Genomic DNA, 25,495 nt, shown 5'->3' with positions numbered 1-25,495 from the left:
GTCGCTGATTAGAAATTGGCGTAAGTTTTCTTTGGATACTTGCTTGATTTTAGTTAATGCGTCCATGAGGATTTTTGGATCTTTTCAATTGGAATTTTTTAAACTTGTAGTTATGTTTGCATTAAAAAATATATTGAGCCATGCAAAAAAAATAATTATAGAGCAAAAATAATACTAGAAGTCTTTATAAAACTTCTTATGGGAATGTTCGATTTGACTTAAATAATACTTCTCTATGGCAACCAAACCTAGAAAAACATCAAAACGATATTTCTACCCGAGATGAAAGTCTCGATGAACTCCTTAATGGAGTAAACCCTGTTTCCAGGAGTGTTTTAAATAGCACTTATGGAAACTATGCGAGAATATAGTTAGGCGATTGGGTTCCGATGCTACTAAAATTGTTTAAGGTCGCTGTTCGAGCTATATTCAAGCCTTTTGTTTCCTCACTTGGGGCAATCGTAAAATAGGTGAACGGACTAATCAGAGTTAGATTTGCTTATCTTTGGTTAGGATATGTCCTTTGGTATTAACGACACTATTGGGTGTGAAAGACTTTAAAGCAAACTATTAATTATTGAAGTTGGCAGTTAATAACTAATTAGAAATATAATTGCCTATGGTTGTAGAAGTAGTTAAGGGTTGTTTAGAGGACGAGGGTTCAATCCCTCCATTTCCACCAACGGAGCTATAGTGTAGTGGTTATCATTCCATTCTGTCGAAATGGAGACAAGAGTTCAATTCTCTTTAGCTCCGCCATAAAAAATAAAAAGTCAGAAAATACTTAAAATTGTATTTGATATGAACGAAATAAATAAAAACTTAAGCGGTAAAAGAATAGAAATGTCACCTGAATTTTCGGTGTGTAATCAATGCGAAAGCAAACTCTCTGAAGGAGACATGCTTCATGAAGTAGTTATATACAACAACACAACAAATTACGGATGAACAGAACTAATTTGTGGAGATTGTGCTTTGGAATATGATGTTGAATAATAATAAAAGGAAGAACAAAAACCGGACAAACGAAACTAGCAAAAATGACAACAACCTTTAAATGTGCTTGGTGTAAGCACTCCCATGATTTAACTGAACTAGAAGCCATTGGAGATAATAAACGACGAGCCGAAACTTACTTAGCTGCCAAAGCTAAATATGAAGATAAAAGAAGCAATTTGCCTTTTAGGAATGATTTAAGTTCCGAACAAAGAAAAATTAAAGACCAAAAATATCAAAATCTAATCCAAAGAGCTTGAAAAGAACTAAATGACTTACAAAATACTTGAATTTGTGTTAATTGTTTTCAAAAAGCCCAAAGCAAAGCCCAGAAAAAGACGGGAACTAACAAAACTCACACTTGTGCGGTGTGCAAAAATGTGTTTACCAGTAAACCTCGCAAAGTTCATGTCGCTAACAAGCAACACATAGGAATAGAACCACGCAGAATAAGTAAAGTTTGTGAAGGATGCTGAGAAAACGAAATAATTGAAGCTGATTATTATTGTCCTAGAACTAGTGACGGACGAGACAGTTTAGAACCCGGACAGAAAGAATTTGATTGTCTGTGTGTAGTAAAAGAGAAATATAAAGGAGGGAGACATTTAGACCAAACTAACTATGAATATGATGAGGAAGACAAAGATATCGATAACTAAAAATCAAAAATTAAAATTAAAGTTAAAATAGTTGTATGGACAAAGAACAAATTCAAGAAATACTAAATATTTGCGAAGCACATTTAGAAAATTTAAAAAATAATTTAGACGGAAAAGAGAAGTTAGAGACAATTTTAGAAGAAGCATTGGAACAAGTTAGCCAAGCAATTGATGAAGCACAAAACAGAGGAGAAGACATGACTAATGAAACTAATTGATATACGAGATTAATTGACGAACAAAGAAACTTATATTAGCAAAATTAACAACTAAAAAAATGCACGATTTAAAAAAACAAAAAATCGAATGAGAAAAAACCAAAGAAAAAATTAGAAAACTAAAAGAAGAAATCAAAACAAAAAAAATTCAAGGAAAAATTAAAGATGCTTTGCTTTTGAAAAAATATGAGAAAAAAATAAAAGACTTAAAAGAAAAATTGAAAGTGTTCGTCTAGTGTTTAGAAGGGGTTAAAGTGATATTATAAGGGTTATAAACTTACTTGTATGAATGATAATATTGAAAAAGACAAATTAAGTATGAGCGATGACATTGCTGATACTCTAACTCCGAATAGTGGAGCTCAAGAGATTGCCAGTTTTGCCGAAAAAGCAAGTTTAGCAATTGAAAAAGTAGAAGGTGAGCGAGACGAATATCGCAAACTTTATGTAAATGCTAATAGTGAAATATTAAAATTGAGAGAAGAAAACCGACACTTAAAAGACCGAGTAGCCAACAAGGAGACGGAAAGTTTAAGACAAACTACTATGGCACGGGAAAAAATGAATATGCAATTACAACGAGACTCCAATACGCGAGAATTGAATGAGTTGTTAAATAGCTCTTTTAATAGTTTATTAGAAACAAGACGAGGTCGTTAATTTTTTAAACTAGAAAAGAGTAAAAAATGACAACTAATTAGTGTTAGAGCCAGTGTTTAAAGGCATTTAATTGAAATTAAATGAGTTAAAATAATACTTGAATGATATGGTAGAGCGAAATTTATACATCCAGTTATTGGAGCAAAAGATTCAACAAGACCAAATTTTACAATTGGTCAAAGCTGATAGTCGTTATTTGGAACTATTTGCGGATAATAAAATCCAAATTTATGGTGGACAAGCGAGGTTCTTGTTAACTCAACCGAAAGAAGGGGTTAAATTTAAGCCTGACTTATCGGTTCATTCCGGAGGTGATTTTAGCCGACAGTTAGATCTTGCCTGGATTGATATTCCAGCCGTAATCGATAAGGTTTATTATGAGTTAATTGTGGAAGACCGCTTTTTAGAAGCTTTGGATAGTCCAAATAAATTATCAGAAATGACTACTCAGCTAAAAGATAATATTGCCGAGCAAATTACGGATGATATTAACGAAAAAGTGGAAGAAATTTGGACTACTGATGGCAATTACCAAGAAAATACTACTGATATAGCAAAGGATGAAGAACCTAATGGTAACTTATTTAAAATGGATAAGGAATGATTTAAAAAGCCAGATGAAGTTTTAGGAGCTATTTATAATACTAGTTCAGCATTTTTAAGCAAAAATGATATCTTTCAATTGGGATGATTGAAACCTGCTGCTAATGCAACTGATCCTGCGACTAGAACAAAAGTAAAAACTAATACTAAAAAACTAAAAGATATTTTCCTAGCATTAGATAGTTCAATTCACAACTTACTAGCGATTGGCAAATTCGCCCAAGCCTTTAACTTTAAATTTGTAGATTTAAAAGANAATGAGTTAAAATAATACTTGAATGATATGGTAGAGCGAAATTTATACATCCAGTTATTGGAGCAAAAGATTCAACAAGACCAAATTTTACAATTGGTCAAAGCTGATAGTCGTTATTTGGAACTATTTGCGGATAATAAAATCCAAATTTATGGTGGACAAGCGAGGTTCTTGTTAACTCAACCGAAAGAAGGGGTTAAATTTAAGCCTGACTTATCGGTTCATTCCGGAGGTGATTTTAGCCGACAGTTAGATCTTGCCTGGATTGATATTCCAGCCGTAATCGATAAGGTTTATTATGAGTTAATTGTGGAAGACCGCTTTTTAGAAGCTTTGGATAGTCCAAATAAATTATCAGAAATGACTACTCAGCTAAAAGATAATATTGCCGAGCAAATTACGGATGATATTAACGAAAAAGTGGAAGAAATTTGGACTACTGATGGCAATTACCAAGAAAATACTACTGATATAGCAAAGGATGAAGAACCTAATGGTAACTTATTTAAAATGGATAAGGAATGATTTAAAAAGCCAGATGAAGTTTTAGGAGCTATTTATAATACTAGTTCAGCATTTTTAAGCAAAAATGATATCTTTCAATTGGGATGATTGAAACCTGCTGCTAATGCAACTGATCCTGCGACTAGAACAAAAGTAAAAACTAATACTAAAAAACTAAAAGATATTTTCCTAGCATTAGATAGTTCAATTCACAACTTACTAGCGATTGGCAAATTCGCCCAAGCCTTTAACTTTAAATTTGTAGATTTAAAAGACAGATTTGGTGAAGTGATTGAAACTTGTTTACCCAATAACTACAAAATGGTGATGTTTGATAAAAGAGTGATGGTATTGAAACCAAGAGAACAAAACAAAGGGTTAGAACATAAATACGAGCCAGAAACTCAAACTAACTGATTTTTCTTACCAAGTAAAGTTTACGCAGGATTAATAACTTGTTTAAACTATTGTGCTTGAAAAGAAGCGTAATAAGGAGACTTAAAGATAATTATGACTTGAAAAACAATATCTAACTATGGTGCAGCAACACAAGATGCAAGATGCGGAAATTGTGGCATTGAAGGCGAAGAAATAGTAGGAAAAGAAATATATGAAGTAGAAGATGAAAATGGTAGTGATGATATTTTTTGTGAAGACTGCATGATAAGTCTTGGAATAGACACTACTCCTAGCGAAGACGAAGATTAAAATATGACAGGAAGAATAGAACATAATTACAAAATAATTGGAGATTGCGAAGCAGGAGAAGAAGTTGGAAATGAATGCGTGTTTTTTGGTGTTCATAAAGTGGAAAGCGGCACTTATTGTTTTTTTGCAGCACCTTTTCTAGAAGGAGAAGTAGTTGGTGAACCAATTATAGTGTGCGAAGATTGTGCCAACAGATATGGATTAGAACATGCATAATTTTAAATTAAAGAAACATGAACTACGATAATTGAACTATTGAAGAACCAGCAACTAATCAAGGTGAATATGTGCTAACTTACGACCAATGCAGTGAAACCATAGATAAAGGAGAAAAATACTGAATTTGTGCTGATGAAACTGGCGAACTTCGAGAACCGATTTGCCAAACTTGTTCTCAAAGGATACTTGGTGATAATTTACAGGGAAAAGTAGAAGGAAATAACTAATTATGACAGAAAAAAAAGAAAATTTGGAATCGGAAAGCGTTTGCTGTAAAGAATGTGGCACCAGAGATCTTGATGCTCGGTTAGAGTTATGTCTAGATTGTAGTGAGTGGGTTTGCTGAGAACATCGTAAAAATGAAAAGTTTGGCATTTACTTTTGTGAAGACTGCTACAATAAACGATGAAACGAACAAAATTCGCCCAGCAAAGATGAATGCCAAGAATGCGGATCATCAAGAGATTTAAAAAGGGGAGATAGCGAAGGAAATTTATATTGTCCTGATTGTATAAATGGATAGTGAAAGAATATGAATGTATATGCAAAAATGCTGACAAGATTGCATGGATGAAGTAGTTTAGATATTGCAGAAAACAAATGAGAAGATGATGAAGAAGAATAACCAAGACCAGATACTAGAACAAATTAAAAAAACTTCTTTAAATTTTAAGAAGCGAGAAAAGACAGGAAAATTAATTCTCTTATTTGACTACCAAGTTATGAAAGGAGTTAATAATGGTTAATACTTGAGACGGAACACTAGAAGAATTACATGATCTAGAAGGAAAAATTTTCACTCATGAAGATTTAGAAACAGCAATTAAACAATATGTCTTTAATTCTTACTGCGGATTAGGTAATTTAGAAGGAGCTGGTGAATTAGCCGAATACTTTGATGATATTGATGAACAATTAATCACTCGTGGTAGAATAGCACTAGTAGAATACAATGATAAGAAGTTTTTAGCTAATATTAAAGAGGAACAAAACAATTTACTTAATAAATACGATGAAGTAACCTTAACTTTATTAGATAACCCTAAAATCCAAATCAAAAGCAATAAAAAAGATTATCCTTATAGATATGTAGTCTTTGAAAATAATAAGCAAAATGATGCTTACATGAAGCAAATTGATTATTTTATTCAACAGATGATCGGAGAAGTAAAAAAAATGGCTCGAGATGCATTTTTGTGTGAACGAAAATTAATTTTTATAGTTCCGGAGCAACCAGATGAAGCCGATGCTCAATATTTAGTTAAAATGTGAAAAAAAGGCATATTTTTCTTTATTGCTTTTGAAAAGAGCAGGAGACCAGGAATAAAGGGCGGATCCGATGGAAAGCAAGGAATTCATCCGAGTCAAGTAAATTTCCAAACTTATGAACCTAAATTAGACATGGTTCAGTGATATATTCGTAACTATGAATTTTGACATGCTAAAATGGAAAAGTATCTAGGAATTAGACATGATCCATTGGTTCAAAAACAAGAAAGAGCATCAGTAGCAGAAGTAAATGCTTCCACTTCTCCTTTTGATGCTTTTGAAAGACGAGGATTCAAAAGCCGAGTAAGAGGAATTAAAGAATACATTAAAGTCTTTGAGGGAGGTAAAGGATCCTGTAATTTTACTTATGGCAAATATAAATTCAGTCTGAGTTAAGGCTGAGTGTTCTCCGTTTGAAAGAGATGAAAAAACTTTTTGGCTAGACTGTTAAAATTGTTGATGATATGGCAAAATCCCTTGAAAGTGTTCAAAAAAGAAAAGAACAAGTAGTTCAAAAATTAATGAAAAAAAAGAAGAGCAAGATGATATAATTCGACAATCATTAAAAGAGCAAAAAAATGAAACACCTAATCATGAACTGATAAGTGATTTGGAAGACGAATGACGCAAATTAGAAGATGAAATTAGAAAATTAGAAGAAGATCCAGTCTTTGCGGAGTTATATGATTTAGAAAATCCAATAGAACTGCGGTGTTCGGGTTGTGGTCGTGAGGTGGATTATTTAGATGATGAAACCGATCTTTGTCGAAGATGTACCGAAGAATCTGAAGAGGGCAATGTTTCAGGTGGTTATAAAGAAGAAGATGACGAAGAAGACGAATCTGAATGTGGTGAATGTGGTGAAATACTTAAAACTCCGGAAGAAATAAAAAATCAAATCTGCCAAAAATGTGAAGATAAGGAAGAAGTAGAAGAACAAGAATGCTTGGAATTTGGCAATATTTTAGAAACCCAAGAAGAATTAGATGGTGGTATTTGTGAAGAGTGTATTGAAAAAGCGGAAGGAAAAAAGACAGAAGATAGTGATGAGGAAGAAGAACCGGAATGCATAGAATGTGGAGCAGTATTATATAATGATGATGAAATAAAAGCAGGAATTTGCGAAAAATGTATGGAAGAAGAATATGGGGAATAATATGCAAGAAAAAGAAATTAAAGTAATTTACGGCAGTGCTGGCAACCAAATAGGAACTTTTTATAAATGTTCTTGCTGTCCATATTATTTAGACAAAGAAGGCATTAAAAGACACCAAGAATTAGCAAGTTTACAAAACCTCGGAATATTTAATCATTCCAAAAAAATAAATCCTGCCAAGGAAATTCATCTTCATCCTTATTTATGAAGTATTATTGAAGACTTAATGAAAAGAATAGAATTTTTAGAAAAAAAAGGTAATGACGATGGTGGCGAAGAAGTAAAAACGGAAGACAACAAGGAACCTGATGGTATTTATTGCGAACCTACTTTTGAAGATGATACCAATTGTGATTATGAAAATAGTGGATATGATTTGCCTGATAAGGAACCTGACATAGAGTATGAACCCGAACAAGAGAGAAATTTTGAACCATCAGCCGATTTTTGCTGAACTCATGAAAGCGATTGTGGAAGTGAGTGCGAAGAATGGAGAAAAGAACACCAAGAATAGCCGGGCAAACTTAAAAATACTCTATATGGATGTTAAAGAACTAAAACAATTTCTCAATAAATTTGAAACAGAAGGACTTAAAGAAGCTAGTTGACTTGAACTAAGAAGATTAGGAAATTTAATGACATTACAAGGATCAGCACTAATGGCATTAGCAGAAGCTAAAGAAACAAAAGAAGATTACAGAAATTTTCTTAACAGCTCCGAATTAAATGAAAAAAGAGCATAAGTTAGACACGCTTAATTAATCAACAATTCGTAAATAAAAAGGAAAAATTTGGAGAGAAAATTGAACTTAAAGAAGGAATAATTTGCCTTTACTTTGCGTGAGTACATACGTGAGTAATAAATATTATTATATAAAAAAGAAAGAAAAAAATAAAAGAGGTAGATAAAATAATAAATATAAACTGTTTAAAAAAGTGAAAAAAATTTGAAAAGTTGTTAATAATATATATATAAATGATGAAGAAGAAAGATTAGAAAAAAGATGTTGGGTAACTATAATATAATTACCTTTTTGTTCGTTAGTGTTATTCATTCTTAGTATATTCCTTTTTTTAACTTTTCTCCTACTGAAGCGATTAGTTTATTAACTACATGGCAAGAACGACAACGGGCTTCATAAATCTTTTCTCCTCCTGGTAAAATAACCGGGTCAGTAACCAAAGCCGGTCGACTACTAATTAATCTTTGGCTCATAGTAGCTTCCTCATTGCAAACTCGACAAATTGCTGTTAATTTAACGACTTTTTCTGCTAAGGCTAACAAAAAGGCGGTACTTTTAAACGGTCGACCGCGAAAATCTTGGTCTAAACCAGCTGCTATTACTTGATGACCTTGTTTGACTAATTTGTTTAAAACTTTGACAATTTCTGGGTCAAAAAAATGTAGTTCGTCCAGGAAAATAATTTCAGTTTTTGGTTTCTTTTTTAGGTGAGCGCGTATTTCTTCACCTTTGCTAATCACTATAGCAGTTATTTTGTTGTTTATATGAGAAGTTATTTCCGTTTCTGAGTAGCGGTTATCCAAAGAAGGCTTAAAAATTATGATTTTTTTTTGGGCATATTGAGCTCGGCGAATTTGCCGTAATAATTCTTCGGTTTTTCCCGCAAACATGGGACCAGTAATAATAGTTAACTTGCCTTTTTTGTTCGGCGGGCTGCTTTTTACCATATAAAAAGTTTTACAAAACTTCTTCCTTTTAGCATTTTTGAACCCGAAAGATTTTTGGTTGTTTTTGATTGAATCAAACAAGTAAAAAATACTATAATCCATGTTCAGTGAGAAAGTTATGGGACTTTTTCTCAAAAAGTGGGCTATTGAGAATGAGCCAAAGGGTCCGTAAAACTGGAAAGTGATTTTGACGAATTTTTTACTGATAAAAAGGAAGAAGAAAACAAAGGAGAGCAGGAAGAGGAGGAAGAATTTTAAAAAATTGTATGAAATTAAGCAAATATTTAGCTAACAACCAAATCAAAGAAAATTTAGGGAAAGAAGAATTGTCGAAACTGAAGGAGGAAGATTTGGTAAAGTTAGGAAGCAGAAAAAAAGAATGTTATTTATGGGAAATTGAGAAGGAGTTGAAAAATAGTTAAAAAGTTTTTATGTTCTGTTCTAAATGTTGAGAAATAAAGGAAAGCGAAAAGTGTAAAAGGTGTGATGCTAATCAAGTAGTTGAAAAAAACATTGATTTGTCTCCTGTTTGCTTTGGTTTTTTGCCAATGGAACCTTATGAAAGAACAATAATGGCTATGGGACAAGTTTTTGATGACCAACGAAGAAGATGAGAAGGTTATTGAATTTATTTTTATCCTCATGAATTTGCTCCACCAGAAAACAAGCCTCTTAATTTACTTCACATTCATTTCAAGGGACAAGAAGGAGAAGCGAGAGTATATTTACCAAGTTGCCAAGTAGAAATAAAGTGAGGAAAAATCAAAGATGACAAGAAAATAATAAAATTTGTTCAGCAAAACTTAACTGACATTATGAACAAAATAGAAAGTGAATTAAAAAAAGCAGGTATAAAAAATTAATATACTATGGCAAGATTAAGAGAAATCGAGCAAGAAAGATTAAAACCTACATTCTCAAAAGAAAAACAAGAGGCAAAAATAATTAATTGTCGAATAAGCAGAGGAAAATTAATTACTCAACTAGATGACGGCAGAGAAATCAGCATTGCCATTGATTTGCTAACTAAATATGGAATATTAGATAAAGAGGTTAAACCTGAACAATTAAAAAAACATGAACTTCATAATGAGGGAAGATATATTTATTTTCCTAAAATAGATGAGATTTTACCAGCTTGAATAATTAGTAAAGGTTTACATTCTTCTTGTCTTGATTAATTGTTATACCTTATAATTGACCAAAAGGCTCTAACTACCATCAAAGAGGACACTATTTTATAGAATACGAAGATGTAACTCAAGACCACTGAATGGCTTTGTATCCCATGTTCCAAAACAATGAATTAGCAGACGGGCATACTCACGGAGCATTTATTTTAGAGTTTCCTAAACCAGTTAAGAAATTTGTCGATATCTATTCCTGTATTGGCTGTGGAGACCAAGATACTCCTTTATTTGATGCTTTACATAACAATTACCGAAATGGCAGCAGTGATAGTTGGGATACTATCCATAAAGGTTTGCCTTTTGAGCCTTGATATAGTGCCATGTGTTCGGCTACTAGTCCTAACTATAACCTAACAGTTAACGGAACAGCAGGAAGATTAGGAAGTCAAGGAGATGTGTGAGAAAAAGCTGTGCAGCAAAAATCAGATGGCAAACCTTTCTCAAAAGCCTATGGATTTGTGCCTGATGGCAGCACCATTACTTGAAGATTAGGAGGTGGATTTAAACTTGATTGACAAAAAATCCCAGGACAGGACGACTTCGAGCAACTCGATTGAAGCCCACCAGCAGGCTCTGGTGGAGAGACAGAAATTCCTCTATCTGACCCAGAAATAAATGTTCCGGAACCAGGAGAGGGAGGTATCGTCCCTGATAATGATTTCCCAGAAATTGACCCTTTCGACCCAAGTGGAGGTGAACCAGAGATACCACCCATTGAACCTGATATCCCTCCGGACATAGATGTTCCTGATAATGACACAGGACAAGATGTCGACCCAGGAGATTTTGAACCTCCTGAAATTGACCCACCAGAGATAGACCCGAATGAACCTGACCCAGGACAAGACCCCGATACAGGAGACATTGACCCTGGGGACACTGACCCCGGAGGAGATGATGACCCTGATGGGGATTAAAAATAATCATAATGACTACTGTCGACCAAGAATATGGCTATATTTTCTACTTTAAAGAAGGTGAACCCAAAATGATAGGTAAAGAACCTCATATCCACATTTGAGGTCATGGACGAGAAATCCAATATTATCTTTCTCCTTTACGAATAAAAAAGAAAAAACCAAAAAACTTCCCCACGAGGGAAGAAAGCAAGTTATATCAAGTTGTTAAAGAAAGATGGACAACAATATTTACAAAGGTGAGAAGAAATTAAAAATAGTTAATATGACAAGACTAAGAGAAATTGAAAGAATAGAACCCCAAGAAGTTCAGGAGAAAGTTTGTCGACACCCCCGAATATCTAAATTAGAAATAGGTAAACAAGAGATAACTGCTTTTTTGGCTGATAGTAGAAAAACCAGCATTCCCCTTACCTGGTTTAAAAAATGAGGATACAAAAATATTAAACCTGAACAATTAAAAAACTATGAAATTTGAGATGGTTATACTATTTACTGACCTGAAATTGATGCTCATGTAGGAGTAGAAGTGTTTACGGATGGCTTAAAAAATGTTTGTTGTGATTATCATTAAAAAATTATTTCTGATATATTAGAATTAAAACTATAATTATCATGAGTAAAGGAGTAAAATGTAGTAAAGGAAATCCTTGTATGGATTGCCAGAAAAAACAACAAGAATTACTTGCTAAAATAGAGGATTGGGAAGTTAAGAAGAAAGAAAAAATAGAGAAATTTGAAACAATTGAATTTGAGTGATGCAACAACAGAAGAGATAATGACAACAAAATTCAATACTCTTCTTTTGGAGATTATAGTCAAGGTTATAGTTATGAAAAATGTTCTGAATGTGGCAAAGATAGTTTACATTATATCCACAAATCTAATCAGTATGGAGATACAACAAAATTCTTAAAAAATAAAAGTTGTAATTGTGAAATAGGAACAAAGGAAAACCTGGGTCATTCTGTTTCCGAAAGTTCAAATCAAACAAAATCTAATAAATCATCTAATAGTTCACTAAACTCCACGAATACACACAGAGAGAGCAATCCATCCAAACCGAAGAATTATCTCCCGTGAATTTTAGGAGGAATTGGAGTATTAGGATTAATTGGAATAGTGGTTTATTTCTTGACTAGAAAGAAAGGAGAAAAATAATAATATGAATAATGAAAAATTTTGTGACATATGTGGTTCTCCTAATTTTGTAGAAAAATGGGGAGATGGTAAATATTATTGTTCTTCTTGTGGTTTTAAAAAGAAAACAAGCACAATAGATTATGGACAACAAGCGTTAGCAAATAAATCAGCCGAAGAATTAAGAGAGATAGTCAAGGAAGCAAAAGAAGTAAAAAAACAAATTGAAAATTTATTAAACGAGATAGAGCCAGCAATAAAAGTACTAAAAGAACTAATTAGCAAGTCCGATAAACATTAGTCTTCTTCCTCAGTCTCATTAGGAAGAAAGAAATATCTCGAGCAATTTTCATTCATAATACAAACCAAATCTTCTTCTTTTGGTTGTTCTTGATCAGAACTAGGAAAAGAAGTATGTTCAAAATCATAATAGAGAACATAGAATAAATCCTTGCTATTTTGTTTAATGTTATCAGGTAAGAATTTTTTATCAATATAATCCTTTTCCAAAATCCCTATTATTCTTATTTTTCCGTTAACCCGGAGTTGTCAAATGGGATTATTAAAAAAAATCCTTTTAATTTTTTGGTTGTCACCAACACGAGAAAAATAATTAGCTAACTTCTTCTCTTCGCCTTTCAGTGATTTAATTTCTTTTTCTTCTCCCGGCTTAACTTCTTCAATCTGTTCTAATGATTTACTGTTTCACTCTTTTAATTTGCTATGAATTTGAGTAAATGCTTGCCTTAGTTTATTTATATCTATCCGAGTATGAAATTCGCTTTTTTCATCTTTATGAATACAATTTCTTCTAATTAACTTTTGGAAAGAAACTAGCATTATTGAGAAAGATAAAAGGTTACTTGTTTTTTACTTTTCTCGATAAAAGCAAAGATATTTCTTTCTTCAATTGTCTGGCTTTCTTCTTCACTAACTAAATCTTGCCGAGCCTCTTCTCATAATTCATTTCTAGATTCTTGATAAATTCGGAAACTTTCTAATTTTGAATATTTTTTAGCAATCTTATCTAAATATTGGATAACAATTTGATTGTCTAATCCTTCTACCTTTTCAAAGAAATTCTCTAGTTCTTCACAGTGTTCATACATAGGATAAATAACTGATTCAAGAACAGGTCCTCCCGGTCAAGCTTGGAATTTTTCTTCAAAGAGGACAATTTTTTGCTCTCTTAAGATTTCTAAGTAAGCAAAATAAATTAATCTTTGCATAATGACTGGATCAGCTAATCCTCAGTTTTCATAAAAATATTTGGCTACTGATAGAGAATTAATTTCTAATCTTTGCAGCCCTTTTTCTCATTTCTCTTTTTCACAAGAAAAACAATATTTTTGTCATTTGTCATTATTATCTCTAATATAAGCACTCTTTTGCTCGTTATGAAAAGAGCAAAATTCCTTCTGTAAAATTATTTTTTCCATATCTTGAAACTTTTTCTTGTCAATAGATTTTAAGCAATCTAAACAAACTATTTTTGCCTTGGCTTTCATACTTTCTCCAAAATTAGGAGGCAACAGTTTAAAAAGTTTTTTACAATCTTTTTTTTCACACATGATACATGCTAGGTGATGATTCATAATACTTATTTTTAGTTTTATCCCAAAAGTTATTTATTTATAAATAAAAGAGAAAGAAAGACAAAGAAAGAGAAAAACCTCGTTTCGGGTTCCTCGTTGTTCGTTATGCTTTCCCCAAAAAAAAGAAATTAAAAATAAAGAAAAAAAACTACTTGCTTTTTTTTATTTGTTCCAAAAATCAATCTCTCCCCCGATAATCCCGAAACCTCAACATCCCCTCCTTCAACATCTTCACTCATTTCCTAACAATCTCCTCTTTTTTCCTCAATCTACAATTCTTCAATTTACTTTTAGCAACTTCCTCTCAGTCAAAGCAAAAGTTAATGAGAGTGCTATCGGTCTGTTTAGTGTTTTTAGTGAAATGGATCAAAGCATACTTCTTATGAACTTTCCTGTCTCCCAGTTCACAGAAAAAGAAGTCTTGAATGGAGTAAATTACCTTATACTTTTTCATTTGGTCTTCATCAATCATGAAATCATCTCAATTAACTGTGGAGGGATTAAGTTTTTCTTCTAAGGCTCGGGAGTGAGCATCATATTCACCTTCAATTAAATTCAAGTAAAGCAATCACTCTACTCCTGCTTCATCTGTGGCAATCTCTAATACTCCACTGTTATCATTCTTGGCTTTCTTTTCTTCTGCCAACTTCCGGAGTTTATGAATATTCTTAAATACATCCAAAAACCAAGCAGAGAATAAATAAGGATTGGCTAAAAAGGTGATTTTGGTGGTGAGGGGCAACTTTTTGCCATCCTTGCCCTTCCTCCCCTTCAAACTATCAATTAAATCCTTAAACATTCACTGTTCAGTTCTCCCTCCGACATAGAGGAATTCTTGGTCAATAGGGATAGCCTCTTCAAAGACGATTTCTTGGTAGACAGTCCGGGCAATGGCTCCTCGGGCTCTTTGGTAACTAAACAAATCATAAAAATCAATTCTTTTAGCTCCTTGGTAAAATAGTCCTCTTTCTTTGATTTCAAAATGGTTTCGGTTGAGATTAGGACACTCTTCACAAAACTTCTGAACCAAATCCTCAAAAAAAGGTTTAGTAGACAATAAACTATCATGCCAACGACGACGAATTCAAGCAAAACGAAAATTAGTATCTTTGGTTATGGCTTCCAAGAATGACCAGCCTTTGGTGTCTGATTTTCCTCTCTTTCGGGCTGTGAAGTAGATATGGAAAAGCGGAGAGAGTTTATAAATTCCTTTTCAGTTGATTAGTTTATTCATAACTATTTAACTTTCACCTCCATTTCATCAATCCCTAACTCTCTCAATCTCTCCATTACCCTAGCAACTTCTCCTTCCTTGTCATTAACATAAATTCACAATCAGTATTTACTCTGACTAGTCCTTTTGGTGGAAACATGAGTTTTGAAGCCCAGATTTCCCTTAATGGTCTCTTGCCTAATTACTTTTCATTGCTGGTCGATATTCTCCTGTTCAACAGGAAAAGATATTATTCTTTCTTCGACTTCTAAATAAACTCAGTCTATTGTTTCATCTCGGTTAGTAGTAGGATTTGATAAATTAAGTAAACTTTCTCTGTCTTCTCTGGATAAATTATCTAACACAAAAGGCAAAGTATAATTGTCAAAATTTTGCCAGAACGAAGTGTTGTGTTTTTCTTCTGTTTCTTGTTGTAAAACATGAGCTAACTCGTGAGCCAAAGTGCGAAAGATTAAGGCTCGGCTGCTTCTCTCTAAATTGATGTATAATTTGTGTAATCCTAGCATACCACCACTATGGAAACCATTATAGTTAAGTCATTCATCATTAAATTTCTTTCCTTCTGGTCTAAAAAACACCTCAACTTTTATTTTCTGCTTTTCGGCAAACAGTCAGGCAATTCTTTTGATTTCTAATTCTATGTTGATTTTATTCACATTCCCTCCCCAAACAATAAACCAACCAAGCATCTAGTTCATGAACACTAATTCTCTGACCCTTTCAGCTTCAACCTTTACCTCTACCTTTGGCAAACTCTAAGCCTGCTATGGTTTTGGTTCCTTTAAGTAGTTTGGTTTTTAAGGCTTTCACCTGATTAACTGGCACACTCTTCACCTTCTCTACTGGCAAAACTTCTAGGGTTCCCAGTAACTTTAATAAACTGGTCATGTCTTTTCCTTTGGTGTTAATAAAATTCGTGTGTTCATAAAGTAAAATATTAGGTCGGTAAGTCTTAACTAACGAAACAATAAAATCATAGTGTTTTTGTCAGTCTTTTCCTTGGTAGTGATTAAACTCTTCCTGCTTGCCATTCCTAAAATAAATTCCTGTGGTTCCTGTCCCTGAGGGGTCAATACTTAATATTCTATTCATTTTCTTTACTTCCTAAAATTTTTCCCGTATACATAAGGGCCAACAAGGCCAGCGGGGGAAGGATTTGCTGACGCTGAAGTCAGGATTTATCCTTACCCCGCTGGGTAAGTGATATCTCACAGACAACCAGCCAGTCAGCATCTCCGTCCCGCTAGTGCCTTGGGGATAGAAGTCTAAAACTTGTTTGTTGGTGATTCATTTTCGATACTTAAAGACTAAATTCTGGCCTAAGATTTTCATGTGGCTGATTTGGTTTCATTTGTCCTCAGTTAGGTTTTCTTTTCGGGCTTGGAGGGTTTCTTTAGTGTTGCCACCTCCGAGTTTGAGGACATAATAAACCTGACCTTTGTTTTTGCCTTCTTTATATCTCCTTTCAGAGATTTCAGTGATGGAGCCAAAGAGGGAATAGGTGGTGTAGTTTTGGGGTTCTTCAGAGGTGAAATAATAAGAGACTATTTTCTTTAAGATTTCTCCGTAAAGGTTGGTTTGGATTTCTGTTTTGGGAGAGCCGAGTTTAGTCAGTAAATATTTCTCAGTTGCTTCTTTGTTGGCTAGTTGCTGGTTTTCAAGTTGGGTTCAAAAGTTATTCATAATAAGGATTTTAGCCTACTAAATAGACTAGCAAGTTAAGGATTATTTTGATATATCACTAACACACGAAAGCATATGAAAGTGATATATTAGTGGTATATAAAAAATGAAGAAAGTGTAAAATATATTATATAGATTGAACAGAAAAGTAATCATGGTTAATTCTAGATAAATTGTGATTAGGAAAAGTTAAAAAAGTTCCTTTTCAAGAATTAATTTTCAGTTTTTTCTCTTTAACTAATTTAACCAAGTGGGAGAATTGTTGGTAAGTTAACTCATTTAAATTTTTTGCTTCTAAAGGGTTATTTTCTAAATTGATTGAATTTAGACCGGGAAACTTATTAAATAATAAGGAGAAATTCACTTGGGTCACCTCATTTCCCCAAACATTCAACCACTTTAATTTTTCGGGATTAGGCAAAGTGAACAAAAAATCTAAGTTAGTAATTTTGTTATTAGAGATGTCAATCTTTACCAAGTTAGTAAATTCCTTTAAATTTATTTTCTCTTCTGTTTCGGCTAAATCACGATTACTAATGTCAAGAGAATAAACTCTTCCTTTGTTCATAATATCTTGGTCAATATATTTTTTTGCGTTTTTAGTCATGATAATTATATTTTAAATAAAAAGCCGGTAAATTAAACAAAGAAGTTTTTTGTCTAAAATTATTAATATGAAAACCTACTAACTTCGCTCTATCACAATGGGGTGTCGTCTAATAGCAGGACAACAGTCTTTGACACTGTAAACTCTGGCGCAATACCAGACGCCCCAGCCAAATAGTTAGAATGAAAAAATTTGCTGGCAAAAATATTATCAAACTTGCTTTTTTTAATTTTTAGTTTTTGACTTTTTTTTTATTAGAAAGGTTTGTTGTTAATGCTCAACAATGATGGTAATTGATTTCCGGGCAGTAGTTAATTCTTCCACTTTTTTTTTTCATTGGTCACGATTATTTTTGTCTAGAGAATTCCAAGCCTCGTCTAAAATTACAACCTGGCTTTTTCTTACCGGATCAGCAAAGGTATAATTATCTTTCAGCAGAATTTCCTCTAACTCCTGAATTTGTTTTTCCCCTTCGGAACCTTCTTTGAGTAAAGTTTGATTAGAAGCATAAGCGATTTGCTTGCGTCAGTGAGTTAAGTCTAATTGTTTCAAATCATAGTGATTATTAATAATGATTTGCCCTTTTTGGGGCTCCACTAATCCTAAAATAAGCAAAATAATGGTAGATTTGCCAAAACCATTTCGGCCTTCGATTTTGGTAATTTTACCAGCAGTGAACTCTTGGTTGATATTTTGCAAAAGAAATCTTTTTTGGTTAGGATAATGAAAGTAAATGTTCTGTAATTCAATTTTTTCAATTGGTTCAGTAAGGCAGACTTTGAGAGTTTTTTCTTTTGTTGGTAATTTAGTTGTATGGTAAAAATTAGCCAAGCGTTGACTTGAAGTCAAAACAGTGGGTAAGCCACGCATTGCTACCAGAACACTTTTCAATTGTCGAAGGACATTCTCTGTTAACATGCTCGCTTGGATGTCTAAAGTGAAAGCAAATAAAATTATTACCATTGCCCGGGGTAACAAATAATTAGGGTAAACTCCGTTAGCCACAAACAAAAATTTATCTTTCTCTCTTTTTTTGATATTTTTGTGCATTGTCCGTTTAATTTCTTTTAAAAAAACTGGACTTAATTCCTTTTTTTTTAGTAGTTCGATATTGTCGAGCAGATTATCAATTTTTTGGCTTTCTTGGTCAAGGGATTGCTTAAATTCTTTTTCTTTTTTTACTAATAATCATTGTAAGAAGATAACCAAAAGCAGAGTAAAAACAATTGCTCCTAATAAAATCAAAATGCCTCTTGTTTTTGTTTCACTTTGTAGACCGCTAATTAGTACAGCAGTGGTTAACATTGTATCTGCCGTTTGATAAAAAATTTGGTTAAAGTCTTGTCCTTTGGCTCCGCCTGCAAAAGAATAACTGAGTAGAGGAATATCTAGCAAAAGAATATTTCGTAATTTACTTTTTATTACTTGAGCTTCTAAATAGGGAAGTTGAATATAACGAGTAAGCGAAGTTTGGACCAAATGCTCCCGAATTTTGTCTTCCAAAGTTCAGCCTATATACATATGAAGATAAGATAAATGCGTTTGCACTAAAACTGCCAACAAATAAGCAATGATAAAACTACGAAAATCTAGTTGGTAAGTCCCTCATGGTAAAGGAAAAGGATAAGTTTTATTTTTAACAATTTCTCAATTTTCCGCAAAACTTTTACCAATTCTTAGACCTTCAAAAACTTGTAAACCAGTAGTCAACAAAAAAATTTTTCCTAAAAGAGCAACACCAGCTGCTATTCAATGGGCAAAAACCCACCACCGTAGTTTTTTTTGAATAAGCCGAAAAACAAAAATTTTATTGAGACCAAAAAGAAATAAGCAACCTAAAAGGAAAACAAAAACTACGGCTAAAGCGAAATTCATTTTCTTTTGCCAAAGTTTCTGCTTTTTGTCTGCTGACTTGGGCTGCCTCCCATATTAATAAGTTTTTACTGATTAAATATTTTCCTACTCCACTAAAAAGTTTGTTTAAATTTCCTTAACAAATTTGAATATTCATCATACTCACCGCAAACAATTATTATAATAATCGTGAACTACCCCACCTAACTCTTAATGAGTTTGAGGATGGGGCTTCTAAAAAGAATTCCCGGTTCTACCCAGCCTCTAATGAGACCAGTCCCCGAAGGTCGGTTCCCAACCCTTGTCGTGATTTATCAAAATCACTTCCATTAATTCTTAATTCTGCTCTTTTAAGAATATTATGAGCAGCATTAATATCTCTATTTTCTTTGTAGTCACAAGAACACTTATGAACTCTGACACTTAATTTCTTGGGAACTAATTCACCACATTCACTACATAATTGGCTTGTGTTTCTCGGGTCTACTTCAACTACTTCTTTCCCAACTTCTTCCGCTTTGGAAAGGAGTGTGTTGAGGAAGAGATTTCACCCAGCATCATTAATGCTTTTAGCCAAGTATTTATTTTTCACCATGTTTTTTATTTGAAGTTTTTCGTGAGCTATAAGTCATACTTCTTAACTAATTCCCTGCTTAATTTATGAGCTAAATCCTTTCTCTGATTAGCAACTTTTTCATGCTTAATGGCTAACATTCTCACAGCTTTTTTTCTCCGTTGGCTTTTCTTAACTCGTCGGCTAACTCTCCGACCTGCTTTGGCTAATCCTTTTTCGACTTTTCGATAAGTTTCTGATGCTTGATAGAGTTTGCCATCGCTTAAAAAATTCTTCGGGTAAATATTCTAAGCCGTTCTCAACATTAGTGCCAACTATGCTTAATTCTTTTAATTCAACTAAATTCCTTAACGGCTTCAAAGAACCATAAAAAGGATTGTTGCTAATGAATAATCTATGTAAACCAATAAGGGAAGCAAAACAGCTTAAATCCTGAGCCGAAAACTGGTTATTATCCATCCGAAGAGTGCGTATCTCAGTAGGATTTAAGTTTTTTAAGAATTCTAAATTAGTCAGTTTATTATTAGAACAAAAGATTTTTTCAATTTTAGTTAACCCAGTAAGATTAAGGTCAGTTAATTGATTATTGTCAAAGTGAATTTGTTCAAGTTGTTGGTTATTAGATAAGTCTAAGTAAGCGAGCTGATTATTGGAACAACTTAGTTCACGAAGTTTTGGACAATCTGATATATCTAGGGTGGTAATCTTTTGGTCGTTGATATCTAATCACTCTAAGTTAATAAAGCCTTTAAGTGATAAAGAACCTTCTAAAATAATATTGTCTTCAATTTGTTTTTTGTTTATTAAACTATCAAGACCGAGGAGAATAGTTGATAAGGGGTCTTGACCTTTGCTAATTGCGGTGAGTAAGTCATCGCCAATTCTTTTTAGGTCATCCTTAGAAGATATTCTTTTTACAGCAGCTTTGGCTTCGGGAGTGGGATATTTTTTATTTAATCATTCTTGGGCATTAACCATAATAGTTTAATTTTTATCTAAAAATCTTTAATAAATGAACCCAACTATCACTCCTCAAAAATACCAAAAACTAAAGAAAAAAGCCTTAATTATTGATGTGAGAAGTCTCTTAGAGCACCAAACCCTCCCTAAATTACCAAATAGTATTAATATTTACTATCAGGATTTAATGAATAATCCTGCTAAATACATAAAGGACAAAAACCAACTAGTGATTGTTTACTGCAACTTTGGTAATCGTTCGGGGCAAGTAGCAGAATATTTACATAATCAAGGATATAATGTTTTCGTTTTAGAAGGAGGAATTGAAAGTTATTGCTCTACAAAAAACTAATGTCAATCTAACTAACTATTACAAAAACGCAAATTAAAATTTGTATTATTCCTTTTCCTCCTCAATCACTTTTTTACAATTAACGCAATAAGTAGGATACTGGTTTAATTGGTCTAAATCAGGAGCAGGAGAATAAACTCTGTCTCTGATGAACTTTCTTTGACAGTTATCACAAATAAAGTTTACTTTTCAGAATTGATTCAGGAGTGGTTTTTTGGTTTCTCTTTTCTTACTTTTAGAAAGCAAACTTTTTTTATATATTTCCATGGCTCTTTCCAAAATCTCAATCTGATAACAATTTTTTTCAAAGGCCAGTCTTCTCAATTCTTCCGCAAATTCCGGACGACAAGTAAAAGCAATGCGCTTATTTCTGCCCGTAAATCTTTTATCTCTTGGGGCTAATTCGGGGGCTTGAATATTCTCACTGGCTTCGACAGGTGCTTCTCCTAATGATTTTAAATCTTTTTTTTTAATTTTATCTCACTTACTCATAATTACAACAATATAACAACATATAGTTATGTTTTAGCATTAATCCAAATAATCTAATAGACTAGTAATTAATTGCTTGGCTTGGCTGGCCAGTCCAAGATATTTAGTTTCGGTAATACTTTTGCCTTCGTTTTGGGCTTGCTTGTAACTGGTTTTTTCCATAAGGTAAAAAGACGAATAATGATAACCTGTTTTTTTTAAGTATTCTTGAATTGCTTTGGCTTCGGCGGGGGTAGATAAGCGAGTTAAAACAAATAATAGTTTCTTCTTACTAACTCCGGCTTTAACCAAAGCATTAAATTCTTTTACTGCGGGTATTAAATCATCTCGGCTGGCTCCGGTAGGAGTTAATATGGCTTTCAGTATATTATCTTCTCAAAAAGAATTTTTTAGTTTTTAAAAAAGCATCCTTAATCTCCAACAAAAGATTGTCTAGATTAAGTCTTGAAAAAAGGCAACAAGTCGCAAAATTTATTACCTTTCTTCAGGAGTTAATCCCAAAGATTGCTTCTGAGTTTCCTGAGACTATTACTTTCTCAGCGAATACAAGAATCAGGCAGTTCAAGGACAGCTAGGAAACTAGGTCTGCTCGTAAACTAATCTTGGATTACCAAAATTAGGAACTTCCGAATGGGTTCGGATAGTTGAGTCCCAACCACGAAAGACCAAATAACTAACTTGAATCTGTAATCAGATAGAGTTAGGTATTGGCTACCCAGGACTGATTCTTGATCCGTTAAATGGAAACTATATAATAATAGAATTGCTACAATTATATTTTTAGTAGTTTTGAAGACGGATTGAGTAAAAAGAAGGGCAATTTTTTCGCCAAAAATGACCTATTCTTAAAATATTATTTACTTTGTAAATAAAAATCGGTTAGCCCCTTACCATTTAGGCTTTTTTCTTTTAGTATTTTTTCTTTTTTTATAGTGTATTATAAGAAGCATGAGTGTCATAAACTTAAATAGATAACTTTAATAATATTAGTCAAAAAAGTAAAAGAAAACCCTAACCTCTTTTTGTAAACTTTTTCCCTACACCAAAAAGTGACAAAGCTGATTCTGTTTTTTTTTCTTCTTCTGCTTGCTGGCGCTGTATGTGCTTTTGTTGATCTAATAAACTTCTCCTTTTGCCAGCATTTATAATAAAAACAATAATTATGATTGATTGAGAAGATATTCATCCTGATTTTACTCCTGAATTGCAAAAAGAATGAGAAGACTGAGGATTTGATTATTATGATTGCAAAGGATACATTGATAAAAAAATAAATCCTAAAGAAGCTGATTTTGCCAATTACCTATACTACCAAGGCTACTATTTTTATGGCTCTGGAGCATTAACGGATTGGTCAGACGAAAAAATTGCTAAAAAAATAAAAGAGCTGAGAGAAGAATATATTCGATGAAAAAATACTGGTATTACTTCTGAATTTGCATTCCAGTGACAAAACATTGGCTTTACTTATGAGCAAATTAAAGAATGGTTAAAAATAGGTTTGCAACCTAGTGATTACGAATTCGCTGCTTATTTAAGAGGAAAGAATTATGCCCAACAACAGCCTTTTAATTTAGACCAGTTGAGGGAAGAGTTTAATGCTTGACGGAAAAGCGTGCTTGCCCAGGAGTATTTGGAATGCTGTTATCTCAAACCAAAAAGAAAATCAATAAAAATACTGGATATCAAGAACAAAAACTTAACAGGTTCTTTGGACCTATCTGACTTTGTAAGTTTAGAAATACTAGATTGTTGAGGCAACAAGTTAACTGATTTAAAGCTTGATAATTGTCAGCAACTAAGAATGCTTAATTTTAATGATAACCGATTAACCGGTCTGGATTTAACTTGTTTAGACAAATTGGAGGGTATTAAGTGCAGCAATAACTATTTGGAAAATTTAGTTCTTTCTCCTCTTCAGACTGAACAGTTAACTTATTTGTATGCAGAAAATAATAATTTCTTTCCCCAGAATTGCTCTGTTTTTGGAAAAAGCGTTAATTTGAGGGAATTAAAAATAGGCAACCATGATCAAACAAAAATCAATCAAGAAATTTATAATCGTTTTACTGGTTCTTTGGAACCTTTACAAAACCTAGGCAAATTGGAATATTTAGATATTAGCAACACCGACATCGACAGCGGATTAGAATATTTACCAGAAAGTGTTAAAGTTTTTTCTTGTGAGACATATAAAAGAAAAAAGGCCAAAGTAAAAATCATTCAAGAAGACTGGGAATATTTCAATCATGATCTAAAAAAATACAAAGATTTTATTAGTGGGTCCGATGACAATCAGAAATCATTAAACCAGTGATTAGAAGAAAATTATCCACAAAAAGGAGAATGCCGAAGAGAGACAGCAGACAAAGGTTGGGATGGTAGCGGCGACTGAAATAACAAAGGCAAAAAAAGAGCAGAAATCACCAAGTTAGACATTAGCCAACAAAATTTAGCCGGAAGATTAAGACTAAAAGGTTTTACCAGTTTAAAGAGATTAAGTTGCTCAGGCAACAAATTAACTAGTTTTAATTTAGGCGATTGCCAAAATTTAATCGAACTTAAATGTGATGACAATCCAAATCTTTCACAAGACTTAAAAGTTTTGGTTTCTCTTGAAAATTTGAAATATTCAGACGTTAGCAATTGTCCTTTTGAAGGAAGTTTAAAGCCTCTTGAAAATTTGAATAAGTTGGAACAATTAAACATTAGCAACACTAGCCTAAAAGAAGGGTTAGAGTATTTACCGGAGAGTTGTAAAAAAATTTACTGTAATAGCAATTATCCTCACCAATCTACTAAAATCATGGAAGAATTAGATAAAAGTAGATGCCTGGTGGAAGAAAAAGAAGATTCGAAATCGGTTAGTAAAAAGTATTACAGTCTTGACAAATGAAGAACAGACAAGCAAAATAATATCACTGCTTCCACTATTCCTTTAGAAAGATTGTTTGTTATTCGCAGTAATCTCAAACAGTTTCTTAACAAATGAGGAAAAAAAGATGAAGGTGAGCTAAGTAATGAGTTAAGCAAACTCCAATCTCCCGAACAATACAGTAAATTCCGTTATCTCGGTGGCGTAAAATGAATTGCTCGAGCCACAGCAGTAACTGGCGGTATTTTAGCTTTAACAAATCAAGCAGAAATTGGAGGTTCTCTCGCTGCCGCTTCTCCTTTTATTGACGCTATTGCTTCTCAAATTGAGGAAGTTTATTACACCAAGAGAGAAGAAAAATGAAAAGAATTCTTAAATGATGCTGACATGTTTTTGGATAATTACCATGAACTATTAGGAATAATTAAAAAGCTCGGCACAGGTTCTGATTTAGGAAAAGTAAACAAAGCGTTAAAGGACTTAAATGAAAAAGCAGATGAATTTTTGGAGATATATGACGAAAATCATAACAAAGAAGTAGATATCAGCGAATTAATTGAAAAACGAAAAGAATTAGCTAAAGACTTAGCCAAGGATAAAAAAGAAAGTCGGTCATGAGGAATTGTTGAGTCTATAAAATTACTTGAAGACAAAGTAGTTGATTACAAAAAAAAGGGCTCTTTAATCGAAGAAGAAAGCAAAGAAGAAATTTTCAAAGAAGTAGAAGGAACAACAGAAAAGAAAAAAAACAAGGAACTTGAATCTATCAAACCAGAAACTTCTCAACAATGATTAGCAGTCAATGTGGAGAGTGAGCAGGCAAGTTTTGTTTCTTTGACTTCTTCGCATGTCAATCTTTTAACTAAGGAAGAAATAGAAATGCAGAATCTAGAGCAACAGGCAAATATCATTCAACCATCTGTTTACGGTATTCCTGGTTCAAGTAAAAAATAATCACTAGTATCCTCTTTTCCACATAAGAATATATAAAGGTAAATAATATGACGAAAAATAAAAGAATTGGTGATATCATGGAATAGTAGAAAACCAGGAAAATACTTCTTACTGAAAATGATTACACACC

40 protein-coding genes and 1 tRNA gene are annotated in these 25,495 nt (G+C 32.9%); 27 read left to right on the top strand and 14 right to left on the bottom strand.

Annotated features, from left to right (window positions below):
* Positions 1-684: 684 nt before the first annotated feature.
* From GvMRE_RS09325 to GvMRE_RS09255, 16 genes are all read left to right on the top strand, one after another.
* Positions 685-759: transfer RNA gene (locus GvMRE_RS09325), tRNA-Asp, on the top strand.
* Between the two features lie 42 nt (positions 760-801).
* Positions 802-996, top strand: a complete 195-nt coding sequence (locus GvMRE_RS09320) for a hypothetical protein (protein WP_147410922.1) — start codon at positions 802-804, stop codon at positions 994-996.
* 44 nt (positions 997-1,040) lie between these two features.
* Positions 1,041-1,655 carry a hypothetical protein gene (locus tag GvMRE_RS09315; RefSeq protein WP_147410921.1) on the top strand — a complete coding sequence of 205 codons (615 nt, stop codon included), beginning with the start codon at positions 1,041-1,043 and terminating at the stop codon, positions 1,653-1,655.
* Positions 1,656-1,690: 35 nt separating this feature from the next.
* Positions 1,691-1,912: a hypothetical protein gene (locus tag GvMRE_RS09310; protein ID WP_147409656.1), complete on the top strand. Its 222-nt coding sequence runs from the start codon at positions 1,691-1,693 to the stop codon at positions 1,910-1,912.
* A 20-nt stretch (positions 1,913-1,932) separates the two neighbouring features.
* Entirely contained in the window at positions 1,933-2,109 is a 177-nt protein-coding gene (locus GvMRE_RS13830; protein WP_172575351.1) for a hypothetical protein, read from the top strand.
* Between the two features lie 49 nt (positions 2,110-2,158).
* Positions 2,159-2,533 (top strand): hypothetical protein, encoded by a 375-nt coding sequence (locus GvMRE_RS09305; RefSeq protein WP_147410920.1) that lies wholly within the window; start codon positions 2,159-2,161, stop codon positions 2,531-2,533.
* An 886-nt stretch (positions 2,534-3,419) separates the two neighbouring features.
* A complete protein-coding gene (locus tag GvMRE_RS09295; RefSeq protein ID WP_147410918.1) occupies positions 3,420-4,385 on the top strand; it encodes a hypothetical protein in 966 nt (321 codons plus the stop codon).
* A 21-nt stretch (positions 4,386-4,406) separates the two neighbouring features.
* Positions 4,407-4,604, top strand: coding sequence for a hypothetical protein (locus tag GvMRE_RS09290; protein WP_147410917.1), 198 nt, complete (start codon positions 4,407-4,409; stop codon positions 4,602-4,604).
* A gap of 3 nt (positions 4,605-4,607) precedes the next feature.
* A complete protein-coding gene (locus GvMRE_RS09285) occupies positions 4,608-4,820 on the top strand; it encodes a hypothetical protein (RefSeq protein ID WP_147410916.1) in 213 nt (70 codons plus the stop codon).
* 17 nt (positions 4,821-4,837) lie between these two features.
* Positions 4,838-5,050: a hypothetical protein gene (locus tag GvMRE_RS09280; protein ID WP_147410915.1), complete on the top strand. Its 213-nt coding sequence runs from the start codon at positions 4,838-4,840 to the stop codon at positions 5,048-5,050.
* A 2-nt stretch (positions 5,051-5,052) separates the two neighbouring features.
* A complete protein-coding gene (locus GvMRE_RS09275; RefSeq protein WP_147410914.1) occupies positions 5,053-5,346 on the top strand; it encodes a hypothetical protein in 294 nt (97 codons plus the stop codon).
* Positions 5,347-5,431: 85 nt separating this feature from the next.
* Complete coding sequence (locus GvMRE_RS13825) at positions 5,432-5,569, top strand: hypothetical protein (RefSeq protein ID WP_172575350.1); 138 nt, start codon at positions 5,432-5,434, stop codon at positions 5,567-5,569.
* On the top strand, positions 5,562-6,488 hold the full coding sequence (locus tag GvMRE_RS09270) for a hypothetical protein (RefSeq protein ID WP_147410913.1): 927 nt from the start codon (positions 5,562-5,564) through the stop codon (positions 6,486-6,488). The genes GvMRE_RS13825 and GvMRE_RS09270 overlap by 8 nt, the downstream gene beginning before the upstream one ends.
* A gap of 214 nt (positions 6,489-6,702) precedes the next feature.
* Positions 6,703-7,248 carry a hypothetical protein gene (locus GvMRE_RS09265; protein WP_147410912.1) on the top strand — a complete coding sequence of 182 codons (546 nt, stop codon included), beginning with the start codon at positions 6,703-6,705 and terminating at the stop codon, positions 7,246-7,248.
* Positions 7,238-7,762 (top strand): hypothetical protein, encoded by a 525-nt coding sequence (locus GvMRE_RS09260; RefSeq protein ID WP_147410911.1) that lies wholly within the window; start codon positions 7,238-7,240, stop codon positions 7,760-7,762. The genes GvMRE_RS09265 and GvMRE_RS09260 overlap by 11 nt, the downstream gene beginning before the upstream one ends.
* Before the next feature lie 25 nt (positions 7,763-7,787).
* Positions 7,788-7,991 carry a hypothetical protein gene (locus GvMRE_RS09255; RefSeq protein ID WP_147410910.1) on the top strand — a complete coding sequence of 68 codons (204 nt, stop codon included), beginning with the start codon at positions 7,788-7,790 and terminating at the stop codon, positions 7,989-7,991.
* 314 nt (positions 7,992-8,305) lie between these two features.
* Here GvMRE_RS09255 and GvMRE_RS09250 read toward each other — a convergent pair whose 3' ends face one another.
* Entirely contained in the window at positions 8,306-8,938 is a 633-nt protein-coding gene (locus tag GvMRE_RS09250) for a thymidine kinase (protein WP_147410909.1), read from the bottom strand.
* A gap of 54 nt (positions 8,939-8,992) precedes the next feature.
* On the opposite strand from GvMRE_RS09250, the gene GvMRE_RS09245 reads away from it, so the two are divergent.
* The 9 genes from GvMRE_RS09245 to GvMRE_RS09210 are packed head-to-tail and all read left to right on the top strand — an operon-like array spanning position 8,993 to position 12,486.
* The gene (locus GvMRE_RS09245; protein ID WP_147410908.1) at positions 8,993-9,196 is read left to right on the top strand and encodes a hypothetical protein; all 204 of its coding nucleotides are present in this window, start codon (positions 8,993-8,995) and stop codon (positions 9,194-9,196) included.
* A gap of 8 nt (positions 9,197-9,204) precedes the next feature.
* Entirely contained in the window at positions 9,205-9,360 is a 156-nt protein-coding gene (locus GvMRE_RS13820) for a hypothetical protein (RefSeq protein WP_172575348.1), read from the top strand.
* 9 nt (positions 9,361-9,369) lie between these two features.
* The gene (locus GvMRE_RS09240; RefSeq protein ID WP_147410907.1) at positions 9,370-9,801 is read left to right on the top strand and encodes a hypothetical protein; all 432 of its coding nucleotides are present in this window, start codon (positions 9,370-9,372) and stop codon (positions 9,799-9,801) included.
* A 6-nt stretch (positions 9,802-9,807) separates the two neighbouring features.
* Positions 9,808-10,119 (top strand): hypothetical protein, encoded by a 312-nt coding sequence (locus GvMRE_RS09235; RefSeq protein WP_147410906.1) that lies wholly within the window; start codon positions 9,808-9,810, stop codon positions 10,117-10,119.
* Complete coding sequence (locus tag GvMRE_RS09230) at positions 10,107-11,045, top strand: hypothetical protein (protein WP_147410905.1); 939 nt, start codon at positions 10,107-10,109, stop codon at positions 11,043-11,045. Before GvMRE_RS09235 ends, GvMRE_RS09230 begins: the two co-directional genes overlap by 13 nt.
* Before the next feature lie 11 nt (positions 11,046-11,056).
* Positions 11,057-11,299 carry a hypothetical protein gene (locus GvMRE_RS09225; RefSeq protein WP_147410904.1) on the top strand — a complete coding sequence of 81 codons (243 nt, stop codon included), beginning with the start codon at positions 11,057-11,059 and terminating at the stop codon, positions 11,297-11,299.
* A gap of 11 nt (positions 11,300-11,310) precedes the next feature.
* Complete coding sequence (locus GvMRE_RS09220) at positions 11,311-11,619, top strand: DUF2442 domain-containing protein (RefSeq protein WP_147410903.1); 309 nt, start codon at positions 11,311-11,313, stop codon at positions 11,617-11,619.
* Positions 11,620-11,660: 41 nt separating this feature from the next.
* Entirely contained in the window at positions 11,661-12,206 is a 546-nt protein-coding gene (locus tag GvMRE_RS09215; protein ID WP_147410067.1) for a hypothetical protein, read from the top strand.
* Between the two features lie 4 nt (positions 12,207-12,210).
* Entirely contained in the window at positions 12,211-12,486 is a 276-nt protein-coding gene (locus tag GvMRE_RS09210; RefSeq protein ID WP_147410066.1) for a hypothetical protein, read from the top strand.
* Here GvMRE_RS09210 and GvMRE_RS09205 read toward each other — a convergent pair.
* From GvMRE_RS09205 to GvMRE_RS09155, 11 genes are all read right to left on the bottom strand, one after another.
* On the bottom strand, positions 12,483-13,025 hold the full coding sequence (locus GvMRE_RS09205) for a hypothetical protein (protein WP_147410065.1): 543 nt from the start codon (positions 13,023-13,025) through the stop codon (positions 12,483-12,485). The two genes, GvMRE_RS09210 and GvMRE_RS09205, sit on opposite strands and share 4 nt — an antisense overlap.
* Entirely contained in the window at positions 13,025-13,780 is a 756-nt protein-coding gene (locus GvMRE_RS09200; RefSeq protein WP_147410064.1) for a Panacea domain-containing protein, read from the bottom strand. Before GvMRE_RS09200 ends, GvMRE_RS09205 begins: the two co-directional genes overlap by 1 nt.
* Positions 13,781-13,928: 148 nt before the next feature.
* Positions 13,929-15,014 carry a hypothetical protein gene (locus GvMRE_RS09195; RefSeq protein WP_147410902.1) on the bottom strand — a complete coding sequence of 362 codons (1,086 nt, stop codon included), beginning with the start codon at positions 15,012-15,014 and terminating at the stop codon, positions 13,929-13,931.
* Between the two features lie 2 nt (positions 15,015-15,016).
* Positions 15,017-15,670 (bottom strand): putative phosphothreonine lyase domain-containing protein, encoded by a 654-nt coding sequence (locus tag GvMRE_RS09190; protein WP_147410901.1) that lies wholly within the window; start codon positions 15,668-15,670, stop codon positions 15,017-15,019.
* Complete coding sequence (locus GvMRE_RS09185) at positions 15,663-16,106, bottom strand: hypothetical protein (protein ID WP_147410900.1); 444 nt, start codon at positions 16,104-16,106, stop codon at positions 15,663-15,665. Before GvMRE_RS09185 ends, GvMRE_RS09190 begins: the two co-directional genes overlap by 8 nt.
* 12 nt (positions 16,107-16,118) lie before the next feature.
* Positions 16,119-16,697 (bottom strand): hypothetical protein, encoded by a 579-nt coding sequence (locus GvMRE_RS09180; RefSeq protein ID WP_147410899.1) that lies wholly within the window; start codon positions 16,695-16,697, stop codon positions 16,119-16,121.
* A 127-nt stretch (positions 16,698-16,824) separates the two neighbouring features.
* Positions 16,825-17,304, bottom strand: coding sequence for a hypothetical protein (locus GvMRE_RS09175; RefSeq protein ID WP_147410898.1), 480 nt, complete (start codon positions 17,302-17,304; stop codon positions 16,825-16,827).
* Positions 17,305-17,574: 270 nt separating this feature from the next.
* The gene (locus tag GvMRE_RS09170; RefSeq protein ID WP_147410897.1) at positions 17,575-19,179 is read right to left on the bottom strand and encodes an ABC transporter ATP-binding protein/permease; all 1,605 of its coding nucleotides are present in this window, start codon (positions 19,177-19,179) and stop codon (positions 17,575-17,577) included.
* Between the two features lie 232 nt (positions 19,180-19,411).
* Entirely contained in the window at positions 19,412-19,753 is a 342-nt protein-coding gene (locus tag GvMRE_RS09165; protein ID WP_147410896.1) for a zinc ribbon domain-containing protein, read from the bottom strand.
* Between the two features lie 26 nt (positions 19,754-19,779).
* Complete coding sequence (locus tag GvMRE_RS09160) at positions 19,780-19,941, bottom strand: transposase (protein ID WP_245939643.1); 162 nt, start codon at positions 19,939-19,941, stop codon at positions 19,780-19,782.
* On the bottom strand, positions 19,916-20,710 hold the full coding sequence (locus GvMRE_RS09155) for a leucine-rich repeat domain-containing protein (RefSeq protein WP_147410894.1): 795 nt from the start codon (positions 20,708-20,710) through the stop codon (positions 19,916-19,918). Before GvMRE_RS09155 ends, GvMRE_RS09160 begins: the two co-directional genes overlap by 26 nt.
* Positions 20,711-20,744: 34 nt before the next feature.
* Between GvMRE_RS09155 and GvMRE_RS09150 the strand changes: the two genes are divergently transcribed.
* On the top strand, positions 20,745-21,044 hold the full coding sequence (locus GvMRE_RS09150; protein WP_147410893.1) for a rhodanese-like domain-containing protein: 300 nt from the start codon (positions 20,745-20,747) through the stop codon (positions 21,042-21,044).
* A 45-nt stretch (positions 21,045-21,089) separates the two neighbouring features.
* On the opposite strand, the gene GvMRE_RS09145 is transcribed toward GvMRE_RS09150, so the two are convergent.
* On the bottom strand, positions 21,090-21,536 hold the full coding sequence (locus GvMRE_RS09145) for a hypothetical protein (RefSeq protein ID WP_147410892.1): 447 nt from the start codon (positions 21,534-21,536) through the stop codon (positions 21,090-21,092).
* Between the two features lie 39 nt (positions 21,537-21,575).
* Positions 21,576-21,827, bottom strand: a complete 252-nt coding sequence (locus GvMRE_RS09140; RefSeq protein ID WP_147410891.1) for a plasmid partition protein — start codon at positions 21,825-21,827, stop codon at positions 21,576-21,578.
* 871 nt (positions 21,828-22,698) lie between these two features.
* On the opposite strand from GvMRE_RS09140, the gene GvMRE_RS09135 reads away from it, so the two are divergent.
* Positions 22,699-25,365 (top strand): leucine-rich repeat domain-containing protein, encoded by a 2,667-nt coding sequence (locus tag GvMRE_RS09135; RefSeq protein WP_147410890.1) that lies wholly within the window; start codon positions 22,699-22,701, stop codon positions 25,363-25,365.
* The last annotated feature ends 130 nt before the right edge of the window (positions 25,366-25,495 follow it).

The sequence above is a fragment of the endosymbiont GvMRE of Glomus versiforme genome (assembly GCF_003546845.1).
The sequence above is the reverse complement of the archived record's forward strand: the minus strand, read 5'-3'. Positions and strand labels throughout refer to the sequence as shown.